Genomic DNA, 14,991 nt, shown 5'->3' with positions numbered 1-14,991 from the left:
TTGTTGAAGGCGACGCGCCGCAGCAATGGCTGCATCAGGCAATTAGGAAATGTGAATGTTCGCGGCAATCCGGCGAAGTATACCCTTCCCTGCAACAGATGCGTAGCAAAGGGGCGTGTCCATGACCGAGAACGTTGAACGATTGCGGGCAACCATGGAAATGGTGCTCGAGGAGACCTGCCGCGAAATGCCGAATGGCGGAGATCACGCCAGGCGCAGGATTGTCGCCGAGCGGCTGATGGAGGCGGCCCTGGCGGGCCATCGTACATTGGGAGAACTCAACATCGTTGCCCGCAAGACCGTCGTTGAATTGAGAGGCAGGCAAATCGCGGCGACATCGGCGCAAGGAGTGGACGGCGCCAACGGCGGTTCGGGCGCAGGGGCCGGAGGCGTGCTCAGGCAGCTCTCCGATAGGGGGCGCAGCGATCGCGCGTCGGGAAGTCCGGTTCGCCCTATGACGTAGCAACGATGCGAAGTCGGCACGACGGGTATTTCATGGCCGGTGAGCACGCATCGTCCGCCGCGCGAACTCGAACGGACCGCGAGGTTGGAACCGGATGGTCGACGCCAGGTTGCCTTGCATCATCGGAGGATCGGCATGGATCTAAAAGAAGCTTCTATAATGACCGAAGCATCCGGTCTTGTAGACGATCATGTCGCCGGTGAGAGCGCGGGGCGCGAGCCACCGGCCGCACCGAAAACGAGGTCGCGTCCGGCACGGTTTGATCCGTGTTCGCGTCCCACAACGCGATTGTCCGACCAACTGCGGGAAATCGCCAGGGCCGCGCCGTTGCAGGCGGTGTTCGTGGCGTTCCTGCTCGGGGTCCTGATGACCCGGCGTCGCTAGCGACAGCAGCGGAGGATGCGCGAGAAGACGGCCGATAAGAAGATCAGGACCGTTCCCCGCAACCTTCGGTTTCCACAATGTCACGGGAGAGCAGAATGACCGATCGAGGCAATGACAAGACCGACGCGGCACGACGGAACAGCCCAGTAGCGTGGATGATCGGCGCAATCTTCGTCATCGCAGTCTTCGCAATTGTCTTCTTCTACAATGGGAAAGACGTCGGCCATCAGACCACGACCACGACTCCCGGCAATGCTCCGAGCGTCACAACTGGTTCGAATGGCTCCGGCCCCAACAGGTGAGCACTCTCAGCGCTAGCTCAGCTCGGTATTCGAGCGGCGGGCTCGTCCGCCTGGTCAGGCGAGTCCGCCTTCGCGCTGCGGAGCAGCACTGTGTCAGATGCAAGTACGGTTCCGCCAGCAACGCGTTCAGGAGCTTTGAGATGCTCGCTTCTCGCGCCGGAACGATACCACCCCAGTGCAGATGTCGTGATGACGAAAATCATCTTCAGTGACTACAGGAGTCCTGCTGCCGAGCAGGCCTACGAGATCGCCTGGGACTTTCTGGCTCGCAGCGGAGCTATCCGCAATGATTTCGAGACCTGTGTATTCCTGGCGCAGCGTATCACCATGATGGTCGAGGAAGGCCATACCAACCGGATTCGGATGGCCAATCGCGCGATTTCCGAACACCAGCACTACCGCGAGGGACTCGACGAGCCGCGGAAGGGCGCTCTTCAGCCTGGCGGCATCGGAAGGCCGTAACTCTTATCCCATACCTTGCTGTCGGCCATGCCGGTCATTCCAGACGAAGATTGCTGCTTGTGCTGCGACACAAGCAAGACCCGCCGGGATGTTGCCTTTGCACATGAGCCCCAACTGCCGCTGCTATTTCCGGCCGGGCCCGGATGATCCGGCGTTCGGGGCTGCGCTTCCTGACGTGCCGGCGCCTGCGCCGTTCTGGGACGCGGGCGCGGATTTCGCCGGCGCGCTCGATCCCCCGCCGTTGTTGTCCGCTGGCGTGTTCAGGCTCGAGGCACCGGCGCCGGGCGCCCCGCCCGTGCCGGAAGAATTAATGCTCGAGCCCGTGCTGGATGCGCCCGATCCGCTTTGGGCCCCGGCCGTGGATGTGGCGATCAGGGCGGCGCCAAGCGCGAGCATCGTCATATTTTTCATGTCGCTTCCTCCGGTTGCGAAGCCATGCGGCAAGGCTTCCATCATTGAAGCAGCCGGCGTGGCCTATATTCCAACTGCAACTGTCGCGGACGCTAAAAGTGCCTAAAGAGCAGTTGCAGCAGGAACCGTCGCATGTCCCTGCGGTTACCGGGCAAAGGGAGCCGCTCATGAGCAGCATCAAGCCCGGTCATGTTCTTCTCATCGCAGCGTTGCTCATCATGCTCGGTCTTGCCGTGTTTGGCATCGTCTGGGCCTGGAATGCCACCAATGGCGTGGACGACGTAGCCATGGACGAGAACGGCTGGATCGCACTCGGTCTGGGCTCGTTCTTCTCGCTGGTCATCGGCTGCGGCCTGATGGCGTTGATGTTCTTCAGCAGCCGGCAGGGCTACGACGAGGCCGCCGACCCCTTTCGAAACAAGGAGCAAAAATAGATGATGAAGCACATCGCGATCTTTCTGAGCGTCATGTTCGGCAGTTTTCCATTCGCTCTCGCGCAGAGCGGTTCCGGCGGCTCCGCGGCGGGGCAGACGACTACCAGTTCATCGAGCGTGCAGGGTACCGCAGGGACGAATGTCGGAGGTACTGTGAACACCAATCAGGGCAACAGTTACGGCAACAACGCCACCGGTGGCCCAAGCAGCGGAATGAACCGCACCGGCCAACCCGCCACCAACAACGCGTCAGTGCCTCCGGGCCAAGGGACCGGCAAGTAGCGGCAGGCCCACGGGGCGGTCTACTGAAACAGTGACGCACCCTCATGCTGGCGATGTTGCTGCATCAACCTTGTCATGCGTCGTTGAGAGCGCTGGCGTGAGGATTTCGCCGGTACTGCGATCGAGTCGTCCGAGCGCATCTCGCCCGGAAGTATGTTGCCGAAAAGATCGTTGAGTGCGCGGAGCACCTCGACGCAAGCCGTCGAAATGGCGACTTGGTTGGCTGGAAGCCGAATGAGATACCTCGACGTGGAGCCCGACGCCGCGAGGTTATTCGGGATGGCTGGAGCCCGGTAAGCTCGCCATACTCTCGGCGAGCGTGTCGTTGATCCAGGTTAATGTGCGCCCGTTGCCGTCGTGGCACAGTTCACACGGTCCCTCGCCATTTCAAGCGGATGTCAGACCTGTGAGCTTCAGCAGCCTATGATCATCGACAGCGGAAAGGCTGATGAAATGCAGGTGACTCTGGATGAGGCATTTGCGCGGCTGCCGAAAGCTTACCGCACCGAGCAGGTCAGGGAAGACATCGCTCGCGTGGTCGTCAGCGACCCCGACAATCACCGGCACACGGCAATGCAGTTCGTGCTGGAGGTGATATTTACGATTGACCGTGCGATGGATCGGCTCGCTGGCCTGAAATCGCGTTAGGGCTTTCAAGCCGTTGGGTTGATTGTCCCCCAGTGGAACCAAAGCGCTTAACCTGGAACAACAACTTCAGCGGTTTTCGCTCTGGCGTGGACAGCTCGCTTCGATCCGGAGCAGCTTGCAGGCCGTTGACGAGCAGGCCGTTCTCGATGTGAGCGCCCTTGAGTTCGACAGAGGGAATCGAGTTTCGTTCTCTCGCAGGGCGGTGACAAGTTTCGGAGGTCTAGTCGTCTCGCGGAACATCGACAGCAATGAAGCGTTTGAACCCTGAGGTGTTGATATGCAGCACACGGTTCTTCTTGTGGATGACGACGCGAGCGTGCGCGAGGTGATCGCGAGTATGTTGGAAGATCTTGGCTGTTTGGTGGTCTGTGCGGAGAGCGGGGCCGATGCGCTCGCCCAGCTAGCGTCCAAGGAACAGATCTCAATTCTGATCACGGACATCAATATGCCTTCCATGGACGGGCATGAGCTGGCGTACCGTGCGACGCGCCTGCGGCCCGCGCTCAAGGTTCTACAGTTGTCGGGGCGCGAGCGAAGGCGCGACGGTTTTCCGATGATCAGAAAGCCTTTCTCCGAGGAAGATTTGGCCCGCGTCATGCAATTGACGACCGGGGCTTGCTGAGACGTCGCCAGTGACCTGGGACGGCGAAAAATCACCGCGGCTCTGGCCGAGGAACGATTTGCTTCTTCGCCCTTCGCCTCGGGACGAGAGCAAGTATGCACGCGATGAAATTGGCCGCTTTTGATCCGGTACGTCGCCGGCCGACAGCTTGTCCTTCCGGCGGCTCGATGCGAACGCGTTCCTCTACTGTCCGGCCTTGTCGAGTTCTGCCGCGACCTGACCGTAGTTCAACAGTGCAACCAATGTCGTTCCGCCCAGGATGTTGCCCAGCAACGTCGGGAGGAAAAAATCATATCCGTATTGGGCAATCGAAGCTTGCCCACGTTGCACCAGATAGGCGCATTCGACCGAGCCTGCGACGATATGCGAAAACTCACCGAGCGCGACCACGTAGGTCATGATCACGATGACCTGTACCCGCGATCCCTTTGTCGCCGGCAGAAGCCACATCATCAGCGCAATGAGCCAACCGGCGAACACAGCTCGAACGAGAGTCGCCGAAAAGGTGCCATCGATGGTGTGACGGGCGAGCTCCAGAAATGCGTCCGTAACCTCGGGCTTGAAGATATTCGCGCGTGCGAGCCCGTATCCGATCGCCCACGTGCCCGCAATATTCGAGGCCAGCACCAGCCCCCACAGCTTGAGCACTTTGATCAGTGTGCCGAGGTTTCGGTGATGCAGCAGAGGCAGAATTGGGGTGAGCGTGTTCTCCGTGAAGAGTTGCTGTCGCCCCAGCACGACGACGAGGAAGCCAACGGTGTAGCCGAGCGGCGCGACGAGCCGCTGCGCAGTCTGATCGGAGAGCGCCGCGTGAAATTCTCCCTGCACGACCAGCGACAGACCGATCGAGAGGCCGGCTGCAAGACCCGACATGAGGATCGCCCACCAATGCCGTTCGAGCTCCTGCTCGCCCTCGGCGCGGATCGTCTCGTGGATAAGCGCCGCACTCGGCCTGCTCTGGGACTCGATTTCCGCGCTCTGGCGTGGCGAGATTCCGTCGAGTTCCGATGCTGGGCTGAATGACTGCGGTTCGCTCGGCTTGTCCACGTTCTGCGCTCGGGGGATTTCGTCCTCCAGCTTCAAAGCGCCCAAAGGTGATCCGTTCCTCGCAAGCGGCCGTCCATGGCCGTTCGTAGACCAGCGCCGCCCGATCGGCGTTTCGACGCGTATATAAGTCGGCGATTCTTTCGCAATTCTGTACCGCTGGTTCACTTATGCGAATGCGCACGCTCTCGGTTGATGCAACTGTCATCGAAAACGAGAGGGCGTCCAGCGTAGTCAGGAGGCGTACAATGACAGAAGTCAAGCGGCGCAATAGTTTTAAGCGTACCCGGACACTGAAGGAACGACTGCTGGAGTTTGCCAAGCAGACGCGGACCTTGGCGCTGCAAATGGCGCCGTGCAGGGAGCGCGAAAATCTGATCCGCGAGGCCCGCTTGGCTGAAACCACGGCAGTCCTGGAGGAATGGATACGTTCGCCCGGCCTGCGCTCGCCCGATTAGCGCCGCTGCGGCTCGCATCAGTAGGCCCGTGCGTCCCGCGGCGACCTTGAATATTGTGCTCCTAGGAACGAGCGGCGCTGCGGGAATTTGAGCAAAGTCTCGTAATGGAAGCCGCTCATGCAAAGTTCCGAAGGTGTTTCGTCGGTCACTGGCCTTGCTCGGGTCACAGACCAGATCTGGATTGTTGATGACAAACCGATCAGTGCCGCCGGCCTGGAGCTGCCCGTCCGGATGGTTGTCGTCCGGCTGTCCAACGGAGATCTCGTGCTGCATTCGCCGGTGCGATATTCCTCCGACCTCCGTCACCATCTGGAGCGATTGGGCGAGATAAGATATCTGTTGGCGCCGAACATCGCGCACTGGATGTTCCTGCTCGAGTGGCAACGGGAACTGCCGCACGCAAAGACATTCGCCGCCCGCGGCCTTTCGGCACGCAGGCAGGTTCGCGCGGCGGGCATCCGCATCGACCGTGAACTGGGAGACGTTACGCCTGAGGAATGGACCGCCGACTTGGAGACCATGGCGGTGGATGCTCCGATGTTCTGCGAGATCGAACTGTTCGACATGCGCAGCCGAACGCTAATCCTGACGGATCTCGTGCAGAACCTCGATCTTGATCATCTCAGCGCGACGAACGAGGCCGCGGCGAACCTGCTCGGCATCTCCGGGCCGGACGGCAAGGCGCCGCTCTACCTTCGTCTTCTGTTGCGTCTTGGTGGCCGTTCTGTCCGGGCCGCAGCGGAGCGGCTCGTGAGCCTCGCACCGGAGCGGGTGATTTTCGCGCATGGAGACTGGTTCCAAACAGACGGGACCGAGCGCCTGCGGCAATCGTTGCGCTGGCTTGTTCCTGCGGATGCCGCGAGACGTGAGCAAGGACAGATGACCGGCACGCGTGTCGTCATCACCGGCGCCTCGAGCGGCATCGGTCGTGCCACGGCGCTGGCGTTTGCTCGCAAAGGTGCAAGCGTGATCCTGGCAGCACGCCGAGGTGATATCCTGACGCGGCTTGCTTCTGAATGCGAGGCGCTCGGTGGTCAAACCTTGGCCGTACCGACCGATGTCACCGATGCCGAGGCGGTGCGCCGATTGGCCAAGCAAGCCGAAGACTCTTTCGGCGGCATCGACGTCTGGATCAACAACGCCGGCACCGGCGTTTTCGGGGCCTTCCAGGATGCGGATATCGCGCTTCATCGCCGGACCGTCGAGGTCAATCTCCTTGGCACCATGTATGGCGCCTTTGCCGCGGTGCCGATCTTCCTGCGCCAGAAGCGCGGCATTCTGATCAACAACATCTCGCTGGGCGGTTGGGCGCCGACGCCGTTCGCCGCGGCCTACACCGCGAGCAAGTTTGGTCTGCGCGGCTTTACCGCAAGCCTGCGCCAGGAGCTGCGGGCGCATCCGAACATCCACGTCTGCGGCGTCTTTCCGGCCATGGTCGATACGCCGGGCTTCGTCCACGGCGCCAACATGTCCGGGCGGATGCTCGATCCGGGTCCGCTGCTCTACCAGTCCGATGACGTCGCTGAAACATTCGTTCGCCTCGTGCGCGCGCCTCGCGACGAGGTCGCGGTCGGCTGGCCCGCGCGTGCAGGTCAAATTGCCTATGCGATGGCTCCGCAGGTCACCGAGAATGTCGTGGGGGCAGCTTTCCAATTCCTGCTCGCGCGGGCGCGCCCCGCTAAGAGCAGCGAGGGCACCATGATCGATGCCGGTCCCCAGGGCAGATCGCTCGATGGCGGTTGGCTGGCGCGAAAGCAACTTCCGCCGGCCGGCGTGATCAGCAAGGGACTCGCGGTGATCGGGATTGCGGCCTGCGTCGCCGTTGCCGCCTCGCAGGCTTTTGGCCGCCCTCGAAGGCCGGCGCGGGTGAGGCGGCGCAGGGCCTCGTCCCGTTAGCGGAAGCGGACATGATAGATCGGCGCTTTCCTCGAAAAACGACCAGGGCCGCGCCCTTGGCCGCCGCACAAGAAAGTGCTTTCGCAGCCTTTGGCGTGATCTGGCTTGCTCCCTCACACGTATCTTCCAGAGTAGAATCAGATGGGAGGGAGATCGGGTATGACGCGGTATTATTTTCACGTTCTGGACGGCACCGCCATCACGGATGAAACCGGCGAGGAATTTCCCGACATTAAAGCGGCCAAGGCCGAAGCCGTCAAACTGGCCAGCGGTCTACTCGCCGACGGGCTTGGGGAGACATTTTGGCAGGGGCACCCTTGGCAGATCGTTGTCAGTGACAGCGCCTCTCCCGAACACGGTCGTATCTTTTTCTCGCTGACCTTATCGGTCGATGAGTAGGTCGCTAACGAAGACTCGTTCAATCGCGGCTGCGAAAAACTTGTATACCTCGATCGCGTTCCTGGGGTTGTATAGCTGGTCAGCTTGCGAGTGCCGGAAGGCTGACCGTCGGATCATCGCTCAACGTCGTGACGGTTTCTCCAGCGCATAGGCGCGGACATAATCGCCGAGTCTGGTGCCGAACGATCCATGGCCGCCGTCCACCGTGACGACGTATTGCTTGCCGCCGGCTTCATAGGTCATCGGCGTCGACTGGCCGCCGGCGGGAAGGCGGTCCTGCCAGAGCTGCCTGCCGTTGCGAACGTCGAAGGCGCGGATGTAGTCGTCCATCGTTCCCGTGATGAAGATGAGTCCGCCTGCGGTCACGATCGGCCCGCCCAGCATGGGAACGCCGAGCTTGAACGGCAGCGGCAGCGGAGCCTGATCGCGGATCGTGCCGATGCGGTGCTGCCACACCACCTTATGCGTCCTGAGATCGATTGCGGCGATATTGCCCCAGGGCGGTGCCAGGCAGGGAATGCCGAGTGGCGAAAGGAAAATGCCGAGATCGACGCCGTAGGGCGCGCCGTACATCGGCTGAACGCCAAGCTCCGTGCCGGGCGGATGTGCCGCGTTTGGAGCCGCCGGGTTGTCTTTCCCGCGCGGCACGAGGCGTGAGACGAAGGGAATCGACTGGGGATTTGCGATCGCGATCTGGCGCTGCGGATCGACCGCAATGCCGCCCCACTCGAACATGCCGAAATCACCAGGAAACACCAGCGTGCCCTGCTCCGACGGCGGTGTGAACGGGCCCTCGTAGCGCAGGCGTTTGAACTTGATGCGGCAGACCAGCTGGTCGAACATCGTGCTGCCCCACATCTGCGCATCCGTCAGCATGGCGCGGGGACGGAAACTCAGGTCGGAAAAGGGCTGGGTCGGGGAAAGGCGGTCGCCGGGCGCGGCGCCCTGGGGCACCTGCTTCTCCGGCGCCGGCACCAGTTGATGTCCGTCGCGCCGGTCGAGCACGAAGATGTCACCTGTCTTGGCCGGGATGTAGATCGCCGGCGTGACGCCGCTATTCGATCGCAGATCGACCAGGCTCGGCTGCGAGGGCATGTCCATATCCCAGAGATCGTGGTGCACGTTCTGGAACGACCAGCGCAGCTTTCCCGTCATGATATCGAGCGCCACCAGTGCCGAATCGTAACGCTCCTTTTCAGGTGAACGGCCGCCGCCCCAGATGTCTGGAGAGCTCGAGCCGAGCGGGACGTAGACGAGACCCAGATTTTCGTCGACGGCCGAGATGCTCCAGGAATTGGGTGAGCCGGCGGTGAAATGATGCGAGGCCGAGGGCATTTCGTTCGGGTCGGGATTGCCGGCATCGAAGGCCCAGATCAGCCGCCCGGAATAGATGTCGAAGCCGCGGATCACGCCCGACGGCACACGGTCGGAATAATTGTCGATCACCGCGCCTCCGACGATCAGCACCTTGTCGGTGGCGACGGGCGGCGAGGTGCCTTCGTAGAAGCCGAGCGTCTGGACCTCGCTCCCTTCCTTGAGGTCGATCTGCCCATGCTGGCCGAAACTCTCGCAAGGCTTGCCGCTCTGCGCATCCAGCGCGAACATCCGTCCGTCGTTGGTGGGGAGGAAAATCCGCTCGGCGCATTCGGCCGGCGCCGGCGCGCCGTCAGCGGTCACCGCGCCGGGCTGGGTGGCATGATAGGCCACGCCGCGGCAGGTCATGTGCTGGAAGCCCTTGTTGTGCTGGATTTGCGGATCGAACTTCCAGCGCAATTTCCCGCTGGCGGCGTCGAGCGCGAACACGATTTGATGCGGAGAGCAGGTGTAGAGCAGATCGCCAACTTTGAGCGGCGTCGCCTGGTTCGTGATCTCGTCTGGATCTTCCGGGCCCTTGTGGTCACCTGTGCGGAATTCCCAGGCAAGCCTCAGGTTCTTCACGTTGTCCCTGGTGATTTCGCTGAGCGAGGAATAGCGCGTGCCGAAGCCGCTGCCGCCATAGGCGGTCCAGTTCACGGCGGCCGGGGCCTTAGCCGGTTCGGGCGCGGGAGTGGCGCCGGCGGTCCCGTTCTCCGCCAATGTGCCCGAGAGATCGTGGCGATCGCTCGTCAGGGAGACACCGAGCACGATGGCCGCGGCGATCAGAACGACTCCGAGAGCCCGCCGGGCGATCCGCCAGCGCGGCCCAAGATGAGATGCGATGAACGGCAGCATCAGCCATGCACCCAGCGGTGCCAGCACATCGCCGCGCGGCGCCAACGTCCAGAAATCGAGGCCGGCTTCCCAGATAGCCCACACCATCGTGCCGAGCAGCAGCACGGCATAGACCCAGAGCGCCTCGGCGCGGCGGATCGCGAGCAACCAGCTCGTGAGCAGGAGCATGGCACCCGCGATCAGATAGTAGACCGAGCCGCCAAGCGCTGCGAGCCAGGTTCCGCCGCCGGCAAGGGCAAGGCCCATGATGGCGACGACCACAATGGTAATGGCCAGCCACGGCGCACCCCGGAACCAGTTTGTTGAACCAGATTTTGGAGTCATGTCGGCTACTTCAGCGTATAGAGAAACGCCGCGATGTCGCGCGCGTCCTTCTGCGGGATACCCATTCTCGGCATCGCGTTGCCGGGTAACGCCCTTTGCGGATCTTCGATCCAACTTGCCATGTTGTCCGGCGAATTCTGAATGTAGCCGGCAATGTAGGTCCGCGTCCCGATGCGATGCAGGGGCGGCCCGACATTGCCTTCGGCGCCGGCGATGCCGGGAATATCGTGGCAGCCGCCGCACTGGTACTGCTTGACCAGGTCTGCGCCCCGACGCGCATCCCCCATGAAATTGTCCGGGCCCGCAGCCTTGCCCTCCTCGCAAGAAGCGGTTGCCAGCGCCAGCAGGGCGGCAATGAGCAATCGTGCGACCGGGCTCATCATCGGCATCTCCGTTCAATCACGGCTTCTGGCCAAAACTGAAGGCTTTGGTGGCGGACCACGGATCGGTCGTCGAGACCTGCTCGGTCGGGACCTGTTCGACCCCGGGCGACAGCGGGTTTGCCGAGAAGGTCCGACCCCATTGGCGGCTCGGCTCGTTGCTGATCTTGCCGATATAGGTGACGAGATCCCAGATCACGCTGTCGGGCAGCACGCCTCCCCAGGCCGGCATTCCGTTCGGGCGTCCCTGGTAGATCGACAGATAGATGTTCTCGGGCTGCTCGCCGTAAGTGAAGGTGCTGTTGCTCAGCGCCGGTCCCATGCCGCCGCCGCCATTGGCCGCGTGGCAGCCGACGCAGTTGAAGTTGACGTAATAGGTCATCCCGCGCTGCGCTGCATTCGGGTCGCCCTGCACCGGGTTCTTGATCTGCGGCGGGTCCGGCTGTGCGCCCGGAAACAGATGGCTGACCGGAACCTGCATGAAGACGCCGGGCCTGCCGTTGCCGATGCTGCCGCCGAAATTGGGGCGCGGCGCCAGCGTCGGCATTTGCGCCTCCTGGGATTGCGGCAGGGTCTGCTGGGCAAGGACCGCGCCGTCCGGCGCAGTCAACAGCAGCAACGATATGGCGCTGACGCCCAGCGCTGGAGCAGACATCACTGGTTGCCTCCTGATGCTGTAGCCGCGAGATCGACCAGAGGCACGCCGTATGATCGCAGCAAGGCGTTGATCTCGGACCGGTGCTCGTCGATGAAGGCATTGAGCCGATCGCGCAGGGCGTGATCGCCTTTGCGCACGCCCATCGCGATGGCGAACTGGAATTGCTGAGGCGCGAAGCGCTCGGTATCCCGGATCGGCGTGACCGTCAGCGGCACCGGGGAGCGCTGCGCGAAATAGCCGCCCAGCGGCCCCCAGGCGGCGGCGACATCGATCTCGCCGTTCTCGACCGCCTCGATCAGGCGCGCCGGCGGATTGGCCTCGCGATAATCGCCGTAAATCGAGTAGCCGCGCAAATTATCGACGATCCCCTGGTCGCCAAGAGCCTGTGCAGGCGGCGGATTGTTGCCGTCGTCGCCGATCAGGTGCACACCGATCGCCAGATGATGCAAGCGCGGGTCAAGCAGCGAGGAGAGATCGAGGTGGCGATCCTGGCGCGCGACGAAGACATAGGTCGAGCGATAATACGGCCTGGTCGTCTCCACGAGATCGTAGCCGGCGGGCACGCCCATCACCACGTCGCATCTGCCTGCCTTGAGCGTGTTGCGGATGAAGCCGCGGCGCTGGGCCCACCAAATGTAGGAGATCTGTTCACCGAGGTGCCTGGCCACCATGGCGGCAAGCTTGTTCTCGAACCCCGCCTCGGCACCGTTCGAGAACGGCAGGTTGTTGGGATCAGCACAGACCCGGAGCGCGCCGTCGGCGGATGCCGTTACACTCGTTGCAATCGACAGAACAACGCCCGCGATGACGGCAACACGATTATTTCGCAGGCGCATGGCTGTTGTCCTCGCCGGTCGCGCCGCCGAGCTTGAACACCAGCAGTTCGCTCCCGCCTGCGGTGTAGAACGGCAGGTCCTGCATGGCGCCGGTGAAGCCCAGTGCGCCGTTACGTACGCGCGGATCGACCTCGGCATTTGCGACGACGCCCGGCCAGCCGCCGACGCCGGACAGGATCGCGATGTATTGCTGTCCGTCGGAGCCACGATAGGAAATCGGCTGGCCGACGAACCCGGAGCCGGCGCGAAATTGCCAGAGCACATGCCCGTCCCTGGCGTCCACGGCCTTGAACAGGCGATCCATGGTGCCGTAGAAGGCAACGTCGCCGGCGGTCACCAGCGCGCCGCTCCAGACCGGCAGCTTCTCGTGGATCTCCCAGACCTTCTTGCGCGCGACGGGGTCCCAGGCCATGAACTCGCCGCGATGCCCGCCGGGACCTGCGTACATGTCGACATCGGCGCCGACATAGGGCGTGCCTGCGATGTAGCCGACCTGCGACGCCTTGAAGCTCATGCAGAGGTGTTGGTGCGGCACGTAGAGCAGCTTGGTGCGCGGCGACCACGCGCTCGGCTGCCAATCCTTGGCGCCCGGCGCGGCCGGGCAAATGTTCTTCACCGTCTTGCCAACGAGCGGGGTCTTCTCCTCGTTTGGGATGATCTTGCCGGTCTTGAGGTCGACGCCGTTATACGCGTTGACGAATTCGAAGGCGTCCGCCGAGATCACCTCGCCGGTGGCGCGATCCATAACGTACATGTAGCCGTTGCGGCCGGGGTGAATGAGAACCTTGCGCGTTTGGCCATTGAGCTCGAGATCCACAAGTACGTTCTCGTTGATCTCGTCGTGATCGAACAGATCGTGCGGATTGATCTGGTAAGCCCATTTGGCGCGGCCGGTGTCCGGGTCGCGGGCGAAGATCGTGGTGCTCCAGAGATTGTCGCCGCTGCGCTGGTTGGCGTTCCATGGGCTCGGATTGGCGGTGCCGTAATAGATCAGGTTGAGCTCGGCATCGTAGGAGATCCATCCCCACATGGTGCCGCCGCCGACCTGCCAGCGGTCGGCGGGCCAGGTCTTCACCCCGAGATCCTTGCCCTTGAGATTGTCGTAGAACGGCTTGAAGTCGTCGCCGATCAGCACGTCCTTGTCGGGGCCCGTGGCATAGGCGCGCCACGCGATCGCGCCGGTATTTTCATCTAAGGCGGTGACCCAGCCCCGCACGCCCAGTTCGCCGCCACTGTTGCCGACGAGAACCTTGCCCTTGACCACCACGGGAGCCATCGTGATGGTCTCGCCCTTGTTGATCTCTCCGAGTTTGGTGTGCCACAGCTCCTTGCCGGACCTGGCGTCGATCGCGACGGTATGGTCATCGAGCGTGTTGAGGAAGACCTTGCCGTCGTCGAACGCGAGCCCGCGATTGACCACGTCGCAGCAGGCGACCCCCGCGGCCGCGGGCTCGGGCTTCGGCGCGTAGGACCATTTCAACTCGCCTGTCGTGGCATCGAGCGCGAACACGCGGTTGGGATAGGGACCTGCATAGGGGCCGACCACGTACATGGTGCCGTCGATCACGAGCGGCGCCGCCTCCTGGCCCCGGTCGGCGCCGACCGAGAAGGTCCAGGCAAGCTGGAGGCGCGAGGCATTGGACGCGTTGATCTGGTCGAGCTCGCTATAGCGCGTGTTGGCGTAGTCGCGCGCCGCCATCGGCCACTGGCCCGGGTTCTTCATGCGGCTGGCGAGATCGCTCTGTGCCGACGCCGACGACAGCACCGCACAGCAAGTGCAAAGGACGGCTGGAATCCGGTTCAGCAAACGCGTGAGACCACGCATTAACATATGTAAAGATCTCCACGGCAGTGATGAGGCCGTGCCGCGCTGCAGGCCGGTTTGCGAACGTACAAACCTTGCGCCTCCGCTTGGTTCCAAAAGGCAGAGGCGGCTATCTCACCACATTGCCCGAGACCCCGGCACCAAGGTCGACTGCGATCTGATCTTCCCTGCCGTTGCATTTGGGGTGACCAAATCCCGACAGGCTTTTGCCGTCCGGTCCGATGTCATAGATGATCGCGTCCTTCATGTTGGGACTGACGCCGGCCGGCACGCGGTCGAGCCCGAGCTGGTGGCGCACGCGCCAGGCCACGTTATGATCTGCGCAGGAGCTGTCGCCGCTGACGCCCAACGCGCCCGTGATGCCGTTGCCGTCATAGAGTGCCAGCCCGCCTCCGAACACGATCACGCCGCCGACCGGCTTGCCCACCATCGGATCGCGGGCCGTGCCGAATTCCTCCGGTGGTCCCGCGTACAAGACCTCCGGGGACGGCGGGTTGCTGAGGGCTGCGCCGAACAGGAACCCGCCGGGTTGCGCGCCTGCATAGAGATTGGCCGTCGCCATCGCCTTGTCCTTCAGGCTGAACCCATTCGCCGTGTTGGCCTTCTCGGCTGCGATGGCCCGGCTGCCCAGCCATTGGTCGTCGACCTTGCCGCCGCTGTAGGCGACTGCGCAGACGATGCCCTGCCGATTAACGACGGCTGCCCACTCGTTATTGTCCAATCCGCCGTTGCTTGGACCGCCGCCGGGTTTCACGCTCTTCTTGAGAGTGTCGGCGAGCTGATCATGGTCGATCGGGCAGGACATCGCCGGGTGGGGCTGGTCCTGCGCGAAGGAGCCGATCGTCAACGAAGATGCCGCGGCTGCGAACGCAGCTGCCGCCAAGAGAGGGAGTTTAGCCATATCGCCTCCGGGATTTGACCTTTGGCAGGCGAACGTCGGACTCGAACCTGC

Annotated in this window: 18 protein-coding genes; 11 read left to right on the top strand and 7 right to left on the bottom strand. The window is 62.9% G+C overall.

The window, feature by feature from the left end:
- Window positions 1-115: 115 nt before the first annotated feature.
- The 8 genes from IVB24_RS31385 to IVB24_RS31350 all read left to right on the top strand — a co-directional run bounded on the left by IVB24_RS31385 (window position 116) and on the right by IVB24_RS31350 (window position 4,008).
- The gene (locus IVB24_RS31385; protein WP_247770325.1) at window positions 116-463 is read left to right on the top strand and encodes a hypothetical protein; all 348 of its coding nucleotides are present in this window, start codon (window positions 116-118) and stop codon (window positions 461-463) included.
- A gap of 479 nt (window positions 464-942) precedes the next feature.
- Window positions 943-1,149 (top strand): hypothetical protein, encoded by a 207-nt coding sequence (locus IVB24_RS31380; protein WP_247770324.1) that lies wholly within the window; start codon window positions 943-945, stop codon window positions 1,147-1,149.
- A 189-nt stretch (window positions 1,150-1,338) separates the two neighbouring features.
- Window positions 1,339-1,611 carry a hypothetical protein gene (locus IVB24_RS31375; protein ID WP_247770323.1) on the top strand — a complete coding sequence of 91 codons (273 nt, stop codon included), beginning with the start codon at window positions 1,339-1,341 and terminating at the stop codon, window positions 1,609-1,611.
- 175 nt (window positions 1,612-1,786) lie between these two features.
- Window positions 1,787-2,128 carry a hypothetical protein gene (locus tag IVB24_RS31370; RefSeq protein ID WP_247770322.1) on the top strand — a complete coding sequence of 114 codons (342 nt, stop codon included), beginning with the start codon at window positions 1,787-1,789 and terminating at the stop codon, window positions 2,126-2,128.
- Window positions 2,129-2,240: 112 nt separating this feature from the next.
- A complete protein-coding gene (locus IVB24_RS31365) occupies window positions 2,241-2,456 on the top strand; it encodes a hypothetical protein (protein WP_247774214.1) in 216 nt (71 codons plus the stop codon).
- Complete coding sequence (locus IVB24_RS31360) at window positions 2,457-2,738, top strand: hypothetical protein (RefSeq protein WP_247770321.1); 282 nt, start codon at window positions 2,457-2,459, stop codon at window positions 2,736-2,738.
- A 423-nt stretch (window positions 2,739-3,161) separates the two neighbouring features.
- Window positions 3,162-3,386 (top strand): hypothetical protein, encoded by a 225-nt coding sequence (locus IVB24_RS31355; protein WP_247770320.1) that lies wholly within the window; start codon window positions 3,162-3,164, stop codon window positions 3,384-3,386.
- Between the two features lie 277 nt (window positions 3,387-3,663).
- A complete protein-coding gene (locus IVB24_RS31350; RefSeq protein WP_247770319.1) occupies window positions 3,664-4,008 on the top strand; it encodes a response regulator in 345 nt (114 codons plus the stop codon).
- 183 nt (window positions 4,009-4,191) lie between these two features.
- On the opposite strand, the gene IVB24_RS31345 is transcribed toward IVB24_RS31350, so the two are convergent.
- On the bottom strand, window positions 4,192-5,055 hold the full coding sequence (locus tag IVB24_RS31345) for a formate/nitrite transporter family protein (RefSeq protein ID WP_247774213.1): 864 nt from the start codon (window positions 5,053-5,055) through the stop codon (window positions 4,192-4,194).
- Between the two features lie 245 nt (window positions 5,056-5,300).
- Between IVB24_RS31345 and IVB24_RS31340 the strand changes: the two genes are divergently transcribed.
- From IVB24_RS31340 to IVB24_RS31330, 3 genes are all read left to right on the top strand, one after another.
- Window positions 5,301-5,510 (top strand): hypothetical protein, encoded by a 210-nt coding sequence (locus IVB24_RS31340; protein ID WP_247770318.1) that lies wholly within the window; start codon window positions 5,301-5,303, stop codon window positions 5,508-5,510.
- A gap of 117 nt (window positions 5,511-5,627) precedes the next feature.
- Window positions 5,628-7,406: an SDR family oxidoreductase gene (locus IVB24_RS31335; protein WP_247770317.1), complete on the top strand. Its 1,779-nt coding sequence runs from the start codon at window positions 5,628-5,630 to the stop codon at window positions 7,404-7,406.
- A 159-nt stretch (window positions 7,407-7,565) separates the two neighbouring features.
- The gene (locus IVB24_RS31330) at window positions 7,566-7,805 is read left to right on the top strand and encodes a hypothetical protein (protein ID WP_247303084.1); all 240 of its coding nucleotides are present in this window, start codon (window positions 7,566-7,568) and stop codon (window positions 7,803-7,805) included.
- 120 nt (window positions 7,806-7,925) lie between these two features.
- Here IVB24_RS31330 and IVB24_RS31325 read toward each other — a convergent pair whose 3' ends face one another.
- The 6 genes from IVB24_RS31325 to IVB24_RS31300 all read right to left on the bottom strand — a co-directional run bounded on the left by IVB24_RS31325 (window position 7,926) and on the right by IVB24_RS31300 (window position 14,940).
- Window positions 7,926-10,340 carry a glucose/quinate/shikimate family membrane-bound PQQ-dependent dehydrogenase gene (locus IVB24_RS31325; protein WP_247770316.1) on the bottom strand — a complete coding sequence of 805 codons (2,415 nt, stop codon included), beginning with the start codon at window positions 10,338-10,340 and terminating at the stop codon, window positions 7,926-7,928.
- Between the two features lie 5 nt (window positions 10,341-10,345).
- A complete protein-coding gene (locus IVB24_RS31320) occupies window positions 10,346-10,723 on the bottom strand; it encodes a c-type cytochrome (RefSeq protein WP_247770315.1) in 378 nt (125 codons plus the stop codon).
- A gap of 16 nt (window positions 10,724-10,739) precedes the next feature.
- Window positions 10,740-11,375 (bottom strand): cytochrome c, encoded by a 636-nt coding sequence (locus tag IVB24_RS31315; RefSeq protein ID WP_247774212.1) that lies wholly within the window; start codon window positions 11,373-11,375, stop codon window positions 10,740-10,742.
- Window positions 11,375-12,214: a substrate-binding domain-containing protein gene (locus IVB24_RS31310; protein WP_247770314.1), complete on the bottom strand. Its 840-nt coding sequence runs from the start codon at window positions 12,212-12,214 to the stop codon at window positions 11,375-11,377. Before IVB24_RS31310 ends, IVB24_RS31315 begins: the two co-directional genes overlap by 1 nt.
- Window positions 12,198-14,045 carry a PQQ-dependent dehydrogenase, methanol/ethanol family gene (locus IVB24_RS31305; protein WP_346771345.1) on the bottom strand — a complete coding sequence of 616 codons (1,848 nt, stop codon included), beginning with the start codon at window positions 14,043-14,045 and terminating at the stop codon, window positions 12,198-12,200. The genes IVB24_RS31310 and IVB24_RS31305 overlap by 17 nt, the downstream gene beginning before the upstream one ends.
- Before the next feature lie 103 nt (window positions 14,046-14,148).
- Window positions 14,149-14,940 carry a heme-binding protein gene (locus tag IVB24_RS31300; RefSeq protein WP_247770313.1) on the bottom strand — a complete coding sequence of 264 codons (792 nt, stop codon included), beginning with the start codon at window positions 14,938-14,940 and terminating at the stop codon, window positions 14,149-14,151.
- Window positions 14,941-14,991 lie beyond the last annotated feature (51 nt).

This window comes from Bradyrhizobium sp. 192, from assembly GCF_023100965.1.
Lineage (GTDB): Bacteria > Pseudomonadota > Alphaproteobacteria > Rhizobiales > Xanthobacteraceae > Bradyrhizobium > Bradyrhizobium symbiodeficiens.
Note: the sequence above shows the minus strand (reverse complement) of the source record. Positions and strands in the feature narration are given on the sequence as shown.

What these genes read in the sequence shown, in the direction of transcription:
- IVB24_RS31330 (WP_247303084.1), top strand. Translation starts at nt 7,566, where the DNA reads ATGACGCGGTATTATTTTCACGTTCTGGACGGCACCGCCATCACGGAT.
- IVB24_RS31310 (WP_247770314.1), bottom strand. Translation starts at nt 12,214, where the DNA reads ATGCGCCTGCGAAATAATCGTGTTGCCGTCATCGCGGGCGTTGTTCTG.
- IVB24_RS31375 (WP_247770323.1), top strand. Translation starts at nt 1,339, where the DNA reads ATGACGAAAATCATCTTCAGTGACTACAGGAGTCCTGCTGCCGAGCAG.
- IVB24_RS31355 (WP_247770320.1), top strand. Translation starts at nt 3,162, where the DNA reads ATGATCATCGACAGCGGAAAGGCTGATGAAATGCAGGTGACTCTGGAT.
- IVB24_RS31300 (WP_247770313.1), bottom strand. Translation starts at nt 14,940, where the DNA reads ATGGCTAAACTCCCTCTCTTGGCGGCAGCTGCGTTCGCAGCCGCGGCA.
- IVB24_RS31305 (WP_346771345.1), bottom strand. Translation starts at nt 14,045, where the DNA reads ATGTTAATGCGTGGTCTCACGCGTTTGCTGAACCGGATTCCAGCCGTC.
- IVB24_RS31335 (WP_247770317.1), top strand. Translation starts at nt 5,628, where the DNA reads ATGCAAAGTTCCGAAGGTGTTTCGTCGGTCACTGGCCTTGCTCGGGTC.
- IVB24_RS31340 (WP_247770318.1), top strand. Translation starts at nt 5,301, where the DNA reads ATGACAGAAGTCAAGCGGCGCAATAGTTTTAAGCGTACCCGGACACTG.
- IVB24_RS31380 (WP_247770324.1), top strand. Translation starts at nt 943, where the DNA reads ATGACCGATCGAGGCAATGACAAGACCGACGCGGCACGACGGAACAGC.
- IVB24_RS31325 (WP_247770316.1), bottom strand. Translation starts at nt 10,340, where the DNA reads ATGACTCCAAAATCTGGTTCAACAAACTGGTTCCGGGGTGCGCCGTGG.
- IVB24_RS31320 (WP_247770315.1), bottom strand. Translation starts at nt 10,723, where the DNA reads ATGATGAGCCCGGTCGCACGATTGCTCATTGCCGCCCTGCTGGCGCTG.
- IVB24_RS31360 (WP_247770321.1), top strand. Translation starts at nt 2,457, where the DNA reads ATGATGAAGCACATCGCGATCTTTCTGAGCGTCATGTTCGGCAGTTTT.
- IVB24_RS31365 (WP_247774214.1), top strand. Translation starts at nt 2,241, where the DNA reads ATGCTCGGTCTTGCCGTGTTTGGCATCGTCTGGGCCTGGAATGCCACC.
- IVB24_RS31350 (WP_247770319.1), top strand. Translation starts at nt 3,664, where the DNA reads ATGCAGCACACGGTTCTTCTTGTGGATGACGACGCGAGCGTGCGCGAG.
- IVB24_RS31315 (WP_247774212.1), bottom strand. Translation starts at nt 11,375, where the DNA reads ATGTCTGCTCCAGCGCTGGGCGTCAGCGCCATATCGTTGCTGCTGTTG.